Here is a 12,365-nt window from a genome sequence, read left to right as displayed (position 1 = left end):
GAATGGTTTCTCATTTACCAACATTAGGCGTCGGACTGGGTTTTCGGGAACCGTTCCGCAGTGACTTGTTTTTGCATCGGCAAGCGGTTGACTTTCTGGAAATTGTTGCCGAACACTATCTGGATGTGCTGCCCTACAAGCAGCAAGAGTTAGAATTGCTGGCTGACCATTTCCCGTTAATTCCCCACGCGATTAATCTATCGCTAGGGAGTGCAGAAGGTTTAGACGCAGATTACTTACGCAAGCTGGCAGAACTCATTAAACGACTTAACCCGCCTTGGTGGAGCGAACACATCTGCTTTACGAAAGCAGGCGGAGTCGATATCGGGCATCTGTCGCCCCTGCCTTATACACACGAAGCAGTGGAAGTTCTTTGCCGCAATATTGCCCAGGTGCGTCGCTACATCGATGTGCCGCTGATTTTGGAGAACATCTCTTATCTATTGACAGTCCCCGGTGCGGAAATGACTGAAGCTCAGTTTCTTGCAGAAGTAGTAGAGCGTTCAGATTGTGGGTTATTGCTAGATGTGACGAATTTATATATCAACTCGGTTAACCATAACTATGAAATCCATGACTTTCTGGCACAATTGCCCCTAGAACGAGTCGTTCAGCTGCATTTTGTCGGCGGACATTGGCATAACGGCGTCCTCATCGATAGCCATTCCCACTCAACACATCCGGAAGTATGGACACTTATGGAAGAAGTTGTCGCCCAAATTCCAGTCAAAGGAATTGTTTTAGAACGGGATGAAAATTTGCCTCCTTTTGCAGAACTTTCTGCCGAACTAGAAGGGGCACGCAAGATTGGCAGGCGTCATGGAAAATGGGATTAGCACAAACGCAGCAAATTTTAGCCAAACTTTATACTGATACTCTCTTAAGAGAGCGTTTCTTTGCTAATCCGCAAGCCGTTGGTGAAGAGTTCGGGCTGAGTTCCGATGAATCACAGCATCTCGCTAAATTGTCTGCTCAACAGGTTAATCTCTTCGCTAGTTCGCTGAAGCGCAAACGGCTAGGCGAAGTTCGCGAGTTGCTACCTTTGACGCAGCGTGTTTTAGGTAAAAGCTTTGCCGAGTTGTTTTGGCGATACGCGGAAACCCATATACCAGGAGGAATTAAAAAACATTTAGAAGATGCGATCGCTTTCGCTACTTTTATCGAAAATAATGCTCAGTTAAAAGAGATCGAGCCGCCTTGGGTGGTGGACTTAGTCCGCTACGAAAAATCATGGCTTTTAGCCGCAGAACCTACTTTCCGCTTGACAATGTGCCGATTTCGTTATGCTATCGACAAGCTGGCGCGAATGATCCAACAGGAAGCCGAGCCGTTATTGTTGTTGCAGCCTACAATTGTTTTCTGGTTTCGTCTATCTGCGCGATCGCAATTACGACATATTGTGATTTCGTTGCCTCATTGGGAATAGGTCGATAGAGCAATCGCGCTAATAATTACACCTTTTGCAAAAATCTAATAGACGCTTTTGTAAAAGAGAGAAGAAATCAAATCTTTCTTTCTTCTTAGCAAGGGAAAAATTTGGGAATTGGTTACTTAAAGATTTTTGCAAGAAATCTATTCTGGATTCAAAAACTTCGGTCGTGTCTGCTGGTTGATAGAAAGTTTCTCCTGCAATGCGTTCCAGTCTTCTTGTTCAATTTGAGAAATAATTTGATCGAGTCCGGTTCGATATTGTTGAAGACTTCGCAGTAATTCCCCGCGATTGTACCGCGCCATCATCACCCCTAACTCTGGATTGCCTCCGCCGACGCGGCTGGTATCCCGGAAGCCAGAACTCGCCAATTGTTGCGCTAATTCTAGAACCGCCGGATCGGTTTCGTTGATGCAGGCATTCATTAAACCAGCACTAACCATTACCGGCAAGTGAGAAATCCAAGCCACCGCGCGATCGTGGTCTTCTGGACGGCACTGATAGATTTTAGCTTTGAGCGATCGCGCAATTTCCTCGACAATATTCACGGCTGCTGGGGGCGTCGTCTTCACCGGCGTCAACACATAAGCTTTCCCAGCAAATAGCTGAGTCTGAGCTGCTTCCAGACCACTTTCTGCCGTCCCCGCCATCGGGTGCCCCCCCACGAAGTTCGTCCACATCGGTTCTAGCGCTTCCACCACCGGCTTTTTAACCGAACCCACGTCTGTGATGATGGCGTTGGCAGACAAATGAGGAATGAGCTGCTGTACGGTTGGGGCGATCGCGCTCATGGGCGTACACACGAATACCACATCGGCAGCTGCCAAGAGTGCCAGATCCACACTCGCATCATCCACAACCCCACGCGCGATCGCATCAACACAGGTTTGCTCTCGACGCGCGATCCCCAAAACCTGATAGCCAGCCGCTCGTAAGTCCAAACCCAGCGAGCCGCCAATTAGCCCCAACCCTACAATCCCAATATTCATGGTTCTGTCTAATACTATTTCACCGTAAGATCGGCACAAATAACTTGCTGGAAATGGCTACTAGCTCAGACGCGAACAGACAAGTCAGCGCTTCGCTATCACCGCAAGTCTTCTACAGTTCAAAATCTCAAATCCAAAATCTAAAATGGTATAAGCTCCTAAATTTCCTCAAAATGAGGAAAACAAGAGCAATTTAGCTGTCTCCCCGAAACAAGGAGGGCTGGAGAGGGGTTCTCTCTGGGACTACTGTACTGATGTTCTAGCATGATGTTCTAGCATACAGTGCCAACTTACCCCTCGATCCAATCAGCCGCTCGTTAGGCTTCTGTCAAAATGGCTGGACGACTATTTTCTTAAAGTAAAGCCCTTCCAAACAGATGAGGTAGGGAGCATAATAGATTTCTTCATTCATCCTTCATCACTCTGAGGATGCCCTCACTGAACTTACTTCTAAGATTTACAGAGGGGCACGCTAGATTAGTGCTTGTACAACTTTGTACAACTTTAGATAGATGCCGGGGAAAAATCCCGACTCAACGCAAGCAAAGCCAGGGTTCATCTGCTGCAAACTCACCCAGCCACTCAAAACGACAAATGAACCTCAAGGCTTGCTGGTAGCGCCCTCCTCCTAACCATAAAATGAGAATGCTGGCAAGGTGGCTCGAAATGAATGTCGATGAACTGATAGTAAGATACGCAGCCGGTGCGCGAAACTTCGCGGCAATTGACCTGAGTGAGGCAAACTTGAGTGGCATCAACCTCAGCGGCGCTAATTTGACAGGCGCTAATTTAAGCGTGGCGAATCTCAGCGGTGCCAATCTCGAAGCCGCTAACTTGACTCAAGCCAAACTTAATGTCGCGAGGCTCAGTGGAGCCAATCTTAGCAATGCCATCTTAAACCAGGCAAACTTCAACGTTGCTAACCTGATTCGAGCGGATATGGGGGGGGCGCAGCTCATTCAAGCCGTCTTGATTCGAGCCGAGCTAATTCGCGCCGATCTGAGTGGATGCAATCTCAAATCAGCGAACCTCAGCGGTGCTGATTTGCGTGAAGCCACTCTTAGAGAAGCCAATCTCAGTCGCGCCAGTTTGAATGAAGCCAACCTCCGGGGTGCCTTTTTGACGGGAGCCAACTTGGAGCAGGCAAACTTAAATGGCACCGACTTGAGCCGCACCGACTTGAGCGGTGCCAATTTCCGAGAGACAGAACTAAGACAAGCCAATCTCAGTCGCGCAAATCTCAGCGGAGCGGACTTAAGCGGCGCAAATCTGCGTTGGGCAGACTTAAGCGGTGCAAATCTGCGTTGGGCAGACTTAAGCGGCGCAAAATTAAGCGGAGCTAACTTAATCGGCGCAGACCTTAGCAATGCTAATTTACTCAATGCCAGCTTAGTTCACGCCGATCTTACCCAAGCTCGATTGATTAAAGCCGATTGGATTGGAGCTGACTTGACCGGGGCGATTCTAACCGGGGCAAAGCTGTATGCAGTCTCCCGTTTCGGCCTGAAAACCGAAGGAGTGACCTGCGAGTGGGTTGACTTGAGTCCGGATGGCGATCGCACGGAAATTTTTCGTCTTACCACTGAAGAATCAAAAAAGTTCTTCAATGAAACGCTGCCAACCGTCCGAATTATCGTAGATGCACCGTTAGATTTAGAAGCAAATTTAGCACTAGCCACTACTTATCATCACCTCTCTAAGCATTATCCGGGGATCGCTCATCCTCCCAGTTTGGAAGTCAGCGCTCGAAAAACAATTCTCACTTTCAGAATTGATAGCAACGATCAATTATTTCCCTTGGCTTACGTGGCTATTTTTCCCTTCAACGATGCAGTAGCAACTCAGAAAAATATCAGCGCTCTAGTGAACCTACTTCAATCTCAAAATCAATCATCACTAGGGCATAAAGATGCTCAGCGGGTCAAGCAATTAACTGCCTCCCTTAATAAAACAATCGATCAAGTCGGTAGTCTCGATATTTGCAAAATGGTGCCCGAACTGAAAAGAAAATTAAACTTCTTCCAGGCTCCAACCCAGACGGTGCTAAATAATTCTACGGATCAAACCTTGAATGTTTATCATCACCCAGTGTTTGGGAAACGGTTTATGAATCAAAGTCAATCTAATTCCAGGGCTTTGCCAAAAAACAACTTAGTTGAAGCGCAAGGCTCAATTCTCCCTCCTGTGGGTACGTTGGTTGAATTTGTCAAGGAATTTGATTATTTAGAAAAATTACAGCAAAGTTGAACAAAGGGTCAGCAGGCAAAAGGCGAAAAAAAAGAGAAAATATGTAAAGCGATCTTTTTTACTTTTTGCTTTCCTAACTCTAAAGTCTCAAATCTAAAGTGATAGAGGTAGAAGTTCATTCCTCACTACGTGCATTCCTTCGCGAGCAGGAGAATCGTTCTTGGCCTCATCATCTGACAATGGCGAGGCTGGTGGCACGGGCTTTAAGATTAGGGCGTTCTGCCCTGATTCAGACTGGAGTTTCTTCGCACGGTACGGGGAAGTATCGCCTGAGTTACCTAGCACCAGCACTGCTATGGACGAAATCTGTCATCCTGGTGGCTCCAGAATCAGTTCAGCAACGCTTGCTAGAGGTGGAAATTCCTCAGATGCGACAGTGGATGGGGAGGGAAAAAGCCATCCTAACAGGCGATGCATGGCCTGACGCTGACTTTCAGGGACTGCTGTTAATCTCTCCAGAGGTTTGGTTAGCTGACCGCCTCAAAGGGCTAAATCGGATACCCTTTGGCATTCCGACTATTTTTGATGGTGCCGATGACTTGGAAGAGTGGGCACGCGACCAACTGACTGCTAGCTTGCGACCCAGCGATTGGGAAGAGTTGATGCTGGCCTTTCCCCGTAAGGTAAAGGCAATCCGGGATGCGCGGGTACAGCTAACAAAAGCTGTCTTCCAGCATCCAGCCAATCCTTACGAGTGCTATCTGATTTCACCTGCTGAGCAAGACATCTTGAGGCGTCTCTATGCGGTCTTAGAGAATGCGATAGGAGTTGAAGGCAGACAGAATCTTGTCGAAACAAGAACGATCCCGTCTGGAGAGCAGGGGAGTGGGAGAGGGGGAGAATTTCCCGCCTCGCCAAATTTACCCCCGGCTTGGAGAAATTTTTGGCATCGGTTGCAAGCAGAAGACCAACTCATGTGGGCAGAAATTGCTCGGAGTCAGGGCCAATTTTCTTTGTATTGCGGCCCCGTTGAGGTGGCAACTGCTTTAGAAAAAATCTGGCACCACGAGCCGGTGGTATTGATTGGTGCGGCACTGGATTTAGAGACAGAAGCGATCGCCTATCGTCAGCGGGTAGGATTGGGCAACCTAACGTGTCTGAAGTTTTCTCCAGATAGGCAGAACGAACTGATTCAGCTATATCTCCCCGATCGGCTGCCCATGCCAAATACGCCTCAATTTCAGGGAGTTCTGATTCAAGAAGTCCAGATGCTAGTTGAGACAATGGATCGGTCGCTGGGAGAAAATCCCGACATTCAAAGACTAGCGGTGATCCTGGTCGAGGACACGCCTTTAAAAGCCCAGGTGGCGTCTGTGATGGCGGCTGAGTTTGGCTCCCGCGTGCAAGTAGAAAAAACCAGTTTGTCAAACAATGGCATTCTGGTTACGGGATGGGAATTTTGGCGGCATTATCAGGAGGCGTTGCCTGCGCCCCAGTTGCTAGTGATGGCGACATTGCCGATCCCCTCTCTAGAAAATCCCCTGGTAGCAGGCCGGGTTGCTCATTACAAGGAACAGCGGAAAGATTGGTTTCGCTTGTATCTGTTGCCGGTGGCTTTGAGTGAATTGCAGCGAGCGATCGCCCCCGTGCGAGAATGTCGGGGCGTCGTTGCTCTCCTCGATGGTCGCGTAAATAACCGCAGCTACGGCTCTCAAGTGCTGGAAGCACTGAGTCCTTTGGCTCGGATCAACTATTTGGACAGCAACTGGTTTACAAGCGATCGCTAGCTTCTCCCACACCCCTCGCAGCTCATCGCTTTGTCTCAATACTTGTAATTTAATCAATCATTCAGCTGCGGCTCCCACGCCAGCGTTATGATAAACAAATGTCTAAAGGCATCACCAAAAATTATGGGTGAATCCAAGCGTCGGAAAGAAGCACTCAAAGAGAAGTATGGTCAAGATACCTATATCCTTCCTTGGGTGCCGATCACTAAAACTCAGGCACAACAGTTTGTGAAAATCTCCGGTCAGGGGGCTTGGTACGGTATCGGTTTCCTGATCCTTTTTTGGATAACTATCCGCTTCATCGGACCTTCCTTTGGTTGGTGGCAGGTCGTCAACTAGACCTTCCTAAAAATCTGGTTGGGTGAAGTGCTTAGAGACAAAGTATTTGATAGATTTGTCTTGCCAACAGGTAAACCAAAGCTATCAGAGGCTTTGTCTCTAAATCTATAAGTAAGTTTCGCCCATAGGACTAGATTTAATTGATTATTCTTATCCTTAGCAAGCGATCCCCTTAAATGCAGCGATGATTCTGCCCCTGGCAACACTTTACTGCTAAGTCCGTCTTTAGTTAGAAGTAACCTTTAGCACTGCTGTTTAGGATGCAGGAGTATCATTCAAACTGTTATGGTTGATACTTGGCTTTTCTGAATAGTCAAGTTAACCTGGTGCAAATCAGGGAGCCGTCAAGTTCTAAATTTTCCTATGCTCCTCAATTAATTTACCGTCATGCCTGGGGAGCAAAATCTTAAGAAAGTATAAAAGGTTTAAACTAAGGTGTGGTGGTTGGAGGACAACCGTGTTTCTACGACTTGCAGAGCAACACCGTCAATTTGTACAGGATCTAGTGATGAACCTCCAAGCTCTGGCGATTGTGCTAGAGCAGCGAGGCTATCTGGCTTCTTGCTATACCTGCGGAGGCCAAATGAATAGCGCATCATTTATGGTTAGTCTCGGTGACAACCATCTAATTCGCTTTTTAGTTTCGGATTATGGGATTACCTGGACAGAAATGCGGGATGACCGTGAATTAATGAAGCTAGAGGGCGCTGAAGCGATTTGTCAGCTACAAGACCTAGCCAATCTAGTTAAATACCAAATCAAACCTTCTGAGTATCGTCCTGCCGTGCCCCAGCGAGGCTAAAGGAGTTAGCGCAGCAAGGTTTCACCACTCTCTTTAGACAGATAAGCTCCTAGGACTGCTAATCTGAAAAGTGAGAAACCTACGTGCTAACCCCTGGCGATGGATGCCGGAAGAGATGTCTATGACCGCCCTTGATTGTGCATGGCAACACCATTTTATTGAGACCAACAACATTCGCTTACATTGTGTCACCCAAGGAGAGGGAGAGCTAGTTATCCTGTTGCACGGGTTTCCAGAGTTTTGGTATTCCTGGCGGCATCAGATCCCAGCACTGGCTCGCCATTTTAAGGTGGTGGTTCCCGATTTGCGGGGCTACAATGATTCGGATAAGCCCCTCAGTGGTTATGACCTGGATACTCTTAGCGCCGATATTCGGGGTCTGATTGAGAATTTGGGGTATGTCCGGGCACATATTGTTGGTCACGATTGGGGCGGATTGATCGCATGGCATCTAGCGCAGAAATTTCCAGACGTTCTGAATCGTCTGGCTATTTTGAATGCGCCGCATCCGTACAGGTTTTGGCAGGAATTGACGGGAAACCTGGATCACCTGCGTCGCAGTTGGTACGTTCTGGCGTTTCAGATTCCTGGTTTGCCAGAGTGGCTGATTCAGCAAAATTTAAAAGATTTTGTAAATAACGTGTTTCGGGGACAGGCGGTTCGCAAAGGCGCGTTTTCTGCCGAGGATGCCCAAGTGTATCAGGCAGCACTGGCAAAGCCTGGGGTTTTGGCGGCGGCAATTAACTACTATCGATCGTCTTTGTCGCCTCAAAATTGGCTGCATCACTGGGGACGATCGCCCGAGCCCGTCACTGTGCCTACCTTGATTTTGTGGAGCGAAGAAGACGCCTTTTTGACTCGAAAACTCACCGAAGGCATGGAACGCTTAATCGCTGCTCCTTTCAACCTAAAATTTATTAGTCACTGCGGTCACTGGATGCAGCAAGAAGTTCCCCAAACCGTAAATCGAGAACTCTTAAACTTTTTCCGTTCCCCAGTATTAACTGCCGGAAAAAAAAGCTTGTAAATCTGAAGACACTGCTGGCAGTACGAGGAGATTTAAAGCTAACGTTTTCTCTCGTGTCAACAATCTTTAACAAAACCCTGGAAAGCGCCAAATTAATTGGCGCTGTTGGTGTTGGAAATGCTAGTTTAGCAACAGCCAAAAGAAACTAAGCCGATTGACCGGAACAGCCCAAAAGCCTTAGAGTCCCAGTTTCTTCAACTACAGAGTTTTAGGCGATCGCGTTGAGACTCATTTTCCAATTTTTCAACAAACTCAAGTCATAAGGCAGTATCAAACCCCCATCTGGCGGTCAAAGAACGAATTGTGATGCGAAACACAGAGCAACCATGACAATTAACAACCCCAGTCGCCGAATTTTGTTGCATCCTGGAAGGGTAGGGGTTGTATCTATTTCGTTCGACAGAGGACAAGGTTGTATCCTCGGATTAACTCGATTTATGGCGTAGCGCCACCAGCAAAATGATTGGGTACCGTGAGAGCGATCGCCTCATGCTCAATTATTTCCCAAATCAGCAACGCCCCCTCACTGCACTCAGTATCAGCGAGAACTAAGGATGTTTAACGCTACAGAAATTCTAATTGACTCTTTTGTTCAAAGAATTCGTGAAGGCTACCGACGCACTTACGGCGGCTACAAGCCCGACTACGAAGATATTATTGCCTGGGCGGGGGGTATGGCTCTGGAAAACATTGCCAACAGCGACGCCCTTTATCACAATGTTGAACACTCGATTTTAGTCGCTCTGGTCGGGCAAGAAATCTTGCGCGGTAGACATATCCGCGAGGGCGGGGTGTCCTGTGAAGACTGGTTGCACTTCATTCTCTCCTTGGTTTGCCATGACATTGGCTACGTGAAGGGCGTGTGTCGCCTAGATAGAGACTACGAAAGACTGTATGCGACGGGGCAGGATGCAGAAATGGTTTCCGTGCCTCGTGGATCTTCAGATGCCAGCTTGACACCGTATCACGTCGATCGAGCCAAACTCTTTATTGAAGAGCGCTTTGGCGGTCATAAGCTGATTGATGCGGAATTGATCAAGCGCAATATTGAACTCACTCGTTTTCCAGTCCCAAAAGCAGAGGATCATCAAGATACGGTTAATTATCCAGGCTTGGTTCGGGCATCTGACTTGATTGGTCAGCTGAGCGATCCCCGCTACCTGAAGAAAATTGGTGCCTTGTACTATGAGTTTGAAGAAACTGGCGTCAATCAAGCCTTAGGTTATCGGCATCCTGGAGACTTGCGGCGGAACTATCCCAAATTTTACTGGCATGGGGTATTTCCGTATATTCAAGATGCGCTTCGCTACCTGTCGCTAACTCAGCAGGGTAAGCAAATCATTGCAAACCTCTACTCGAATGTGTTTGTTGTTGAGCACGAAAGTGCCGAAGATGAGCGACGGCAACTGGAAGAACAGTTAGTAGTTGGAGCTTAGAAAGGGAACCAGTGGGGAGTTAGGAGCGAACAATCCAAATAAGCTTGGAAATACTAAATTCTAGCTTATGATTTAATTTAAAACTCCTAACTCATAACTCCTAAGCACTAACTTTATGAACTGGTGGCAAAAGCTTAAAAACAATCCCTTAGCTCGTTTTGGCGCTTTAATCCTGTTAATTTTTTACCTTAGCGTTATTGCAGCTGATTTTGTTGCGCCTTATCGTCCATGTGACTCTTATGACCTGTCTCAAGGACTGTGTGATGTACAGCCAAATACGTCACTTTTGCCACCAACTCAGATTTACTGGCGCAACCGTGAGGGACAATTTATTGGACCGCACGTTTATCCGACGACTCAGGGGCCGACAGATTTAGAGACGGGCGATCGCAAAGTGATTGTAGACTTCCAAAAACCTTCACCTGTTCGCCTGTTTGTCCGGGGACCGAAATACCAACTATTTCAGCTTCGCCTACCGCTGCCACCCAAATTTGATGAGGTGGAAATTCTTAGCGGTATTCCCTTTAATTGGCATCTCTTCGGCACCCTTGGGGAAGGCAAACTGAATTTGTTAGGCACCGATGAACAGGGGCGCGACCAGTTCAGCCGTCTACTGCACGGGGGCAGAATCAGCCTCAGCATTGGTCTAGTGGGAATTGCCATATCTTTCCCCCTAGGTTTGTTGGTTGGAGGGATTTCTGGCTTTTTCGGAGGCACAACTGACAGCATCTTAATGCGCTTTGTGGAAGTGCTGATGACAATTCCCAGCCTTTATCTGTTGGTTGCCCTTGCCGCAGTGCTACCGTCAGGACTAACGAGTGCCCAGCGATTCTTATTAATTGTCCTGATTACCTCATTCGTCGGCTGGGCTGGGTTAGCACGGGTGATTCGGGGACAGGTGCTGTCCATTAAAGAGCGGGAATTTGTGCAAGCAGCACGCGCAATGGGTGCAAAACCGCTGTACATTATCATTCGTCATGTGTTGCCGCAAACTGCTACCTACGTGATTATCTCGGCAACTTTGGCAATCCCTGGTTTTATCGTCGCGGAATCAGTGCTGAGTTTGATTGGGCTAGGAATTCAGCAGCCAGATCCGTCTTGGGGGAATATGCTATCGCTAGCAACAAATGCATCAATTTTGGTGTTACAACCTTGGTTGATCTGGCCTCCAGCGCTATTGATTATCCTCACTGTATTAGCATTTAACTTGCTAGGCGATGGGCTGCGGGATGCCCTCGATCCCCGGAGTTTGCGGCGGTAATTTTAAAAGTTTTTTGCGAATTTGTGTGACATATTTAGCAGAGTCGGTCATATTTGTGAACTGACTCTGCTAAATTTTTTGTTGAGTTTGTTTCCAAGCTATTCATATAGCTCGGAAACGTGTGATCTGATAGGAGTTGGAAGCAAATGATATTGAAAATTATATTCAAAAAAATTATTTGTTCAAGTTTGAACTACGGGTTATTTAGCTGGATTTTAGTCAGTGGCTTTGTCTCTCAAACTGCTTATTCTGCGGATGTAGATAAAACTCCTCAAGGTAGCAAAGAAATTAGTACGTTTCTAAAGACAGATTCAGATTTACCAAATTTGGATAATCAGCCTGATAACAACACGACTTTGCAACAGGTGGAGGAACTAGAGGAGGAAAATGCAGAAGAGTCAGACGCTGCTGAAGCTTCGATGGAGCAAGTGACCAATGTTTCTCAGCTGACAGACGTGGAACCCACAGATTGGGCATATGAAGCACTGCGATCGCTTATCGAACGCTATGGCTGTATCGCGGGCTATCCGGACAGTACTTATCGTGGTAATCGTGCCCTAACGCGGTATGAATTTGCTGCCGGGTTAAATGCTTGTTTGGAGCAAATTACTAACCTGGTTCCGATAGCAACTGCTGATGGAATCAGACAAGAGGATTTGGCTACCTTACAGCGATTGCAATCAGAATTTGCAATCGAATTGGCCAGTCTTCGGGGTTCAGTGGGTAGCTTGGAAGCTCGGATTGCGGAAATAGAAGCAACCCAATTTTCTACAACCACTAAATTGAGCGGACTGACAATTGTTGGCGTTCAAGGGCGTAGCAACAATCGTGCCGATTTATTTCCTAGAGATGGGAAAAAAGAGACTGATGATCGGGGTACAAATATTAACGTAATTAATTTTAATCAGCTGTATCTAACTACCCAATTTGACGAACGTAGTTACCTGTTAGCAGGTCTCCAAGCGAGTCAAGGAACCACTGCACCTCGACTAACTAACGTGAGTTCGGGATAAAAAAGGGCGGAGCAGATACGCTGAAAGTGCTGAGTTCTCAAGTATCTACCCGCCCATGCTTAGTTTAGAAGCTTTGTTTTGCCACGTCGATGATT

The 12,365-nt window shown here is 47.3% G+C and carries 10 protein-coding genes and 1 pseudogene; 10 read left to right on the top strand and 1 reads right to left on the bottom strand.

Annotated features, from left to right (window positions below):
• Positions 1 to 2 precede the first annotated feature (2 nt).
• Entirely contained in the window at positions 3 to 836 is an 834-nt protein-coding gene (locus NDI33_RS19110) for a DUF692 domain-containing protein (RefSeq protein ID WP_190675124.1), read from the top strand.
• Positions 827 to 1,426: a hypothetical protein gene (locus tag NDI33_RS19105; protein WP_190675122.1), complete on the top strand. Its 600-nt coding sequence runs from the start codon at positions 827 to 829 to the stop codon at positions 1,424 to 1,426. Before NDI33_RS19110 ends, NDI33_RS19105 begins: the two co-directional genes overlap by 10 nt.
• A 146-nt stretch (positions 1,427 to 1,572) precedes the next feature.
• On the opposite strand, the gene NDI33_RS19100 is transcribed toward NDI33_RS19105, so the two are convergent.
• Positions 1,573 to 2,418 carry a prephenate/arogenate dehydrogenase gene (locus tag NDI33_RS19100; protein ID WP_190675120.1) on the bottom strand — a complete coding sequence of 282 codons (846 nt, stop codon included), beginning with the start codon at positions 2,416 to 2,418 and terminating at the stop codon, positions 1,573 to 1,575.
• Between the two features lie 666 nt (positions 2,419 to 3,084).
• Here NDI33_RS19100 and NDI33_RS19095 point away from each other — a divergent pair.
• The 8 genes and pseudogenes from NDI33_RS19095 to NDI33_RS19060 form a co-directional block, all read left to right on the top strand.
• Complete coding sequence (locus tag NDI33_RS19095; RefSeq protein ID WP_190413705.1) at positions 3,085 to 4,665, top strand: pentapeptide repeat-containing protein; 1,581 nt, start codon at positions 3,085 to 3,087, stop codon at positions 4,663 to 4,665.
• Between the two features lie 98 nt (positions 4,666 to 4,763).
• A complete protein-coding gene (locus tag NDI33_RS19090; RefSeq protein WP_190438553.1) occupies positions 4,764 to 6,392 on the top strand; it encodes an ATP-dependent DNA helicase in 1,629 nt (542 codons plus the stop codon).
• A 123-nt stretch (positions 6,393 to 6,515) separates the two neighbouring features.
• Positions 6,516 to 6,731 (top strand): DUF2839 domain-containing protein, encoded by a 216-nt coding sequence (locus NDI33_RS19085; RefSeq protein WP_190413707.1) that lies wholly within the window; start codon positions 6,516 to 6,518, stop codon positions 6,729 to 6,731.
• 457 nt (positions 6,732 to 7,188) lie between these two features.
• A complete protein-coding gene (locus NDI33_RS19080) occupies positions 7,189 to 7,533 on the top strand; it encodes a DUF1815 family protein (RefSeq protein ID WP_190413027.1) in 345 nt (114 codons plus the stop codon).
• Between the two features lie 121 nt (positions 7,534 to 7,654).
• A complete protein-coding gene (locus NDI33_RS19075) occupies positions 7,655 to 8,560 on the top strand; it encodes an alpha/beta hydrolase (RefSeq protein WP_206753381.1) in 906 nt (301 codons plus the stop codon).
• A 554-nt stretch (positions 8,561 to 9,114) separates the two neighbouring features.
• The gene (locus NDI33_RS19070) at positions 9,115 to 9,996 is read left to right on the top strand and encodes an Npun_R2479 family HD domain-containing metalloprotein (protein WP_190413028.1); all 882 of its coding nucleotides are present in this window, start codon (positions 9,115 to 9,117) and stop codon (positions 9,994 to 9,996) included.
• A 115-nt stretch (positions 9,997 to 10,111) separates the two neighbouring features.
• Positions 10,112 to 11,257: an ABC transporter permease gene (locus tag NDI33_RS19065; protein WP_190429182.1), complete on the top strand. Its 1,146-nt coding sequence runs from the start codon at positions 10,112 to 10,114 to the stop codon at positions 11,255 to 11,257.
• A gap of 425 nt (positions 11,258 to 11,682) precedes the next feature.
• A pseudogene (locus tag NDI33_RS19060) lies at positions 11,683 to 12,255 on the top strand (iron uptake porin); the annotation flags it as partial.
• Positions 12,256 to 12,365: the final 110 nt, after the last annotated feature.

Origin of the sequence: Trichocoleus sp. DQ-A1 (assembly GCF_039961955.1) — a bacterium.
Lineage (GTDB): Bacteria > Cyanobacteriota > Cyanobacteriia > Cyanobacteriales > FACHB-T130 > FACHB-T130.
This window is presented reverse-complemented; position numbering and strand designations above follow the sequence as displayed.

What these genes read in the sequence shown, in the direction of transcription:
- NDI33_RS19110 (WP_190675124.1), top strand. Translation starts at nt 3, where the DNA reads ATGGTTTCTCATTTACCAACATTAGGCGTCGGACTGGGTTTTCGGGAA.
- NDI33_RS19105 (WP_190675122.1), top strand. Translation starts at nt 827, where the DNA reads ATGGGATTAGCACAAACGCAGCAAATTTTAGCCAAACTTTATACTGAT.
- NDI33_RS19100 (WP_190675120.1), bottom strand. Translation starts at nt 2,418, where the DNA reads ATGAATATTGGGATTGTAGGGTTGGGGCTAATTGGCGGCTCGCTGGGT.
- NDI33_RS19095 (WP_190413705.1), top strand. Translation starts at nt 3,085, where the DNA reads ATGAATGTCGATGAACTGATAGTAAGATACGCAGCCGGTGCGCGAAAC.
- NDI33_RS19085 (WP_190413707.1), top strand. Translation starts at nt 6,516, where the DNA reads ATGGGTGAATCCAAGCGTCGGAAAGAAGCACTCAAAGAGAAGTATGGT.
- NDI33_RS19075 (WP_206753381.1), top strand. Translation starts at nt 7,655, where the DNA reads ATGACCGCCCTTGATTGTGCATGGCAACACCATTTTATTGAGACCAAC.
- NDI33_RS19070 (WP_190413028.1), top strand. Translation starts at nt 9,115, where the DNA reads ATGTTTAACGCTACAGAAATTCTAATTGACTCTTTTGTTCAAAGAATT.
- NDI33_RS19065 (WP_190429182.1), top strand. Translation starts at nt 10,112, where the DNA reads ATGAACTGGTGGCAAAAGCTTAAAAACAATCCCTTAGCTCGTTTTGGC.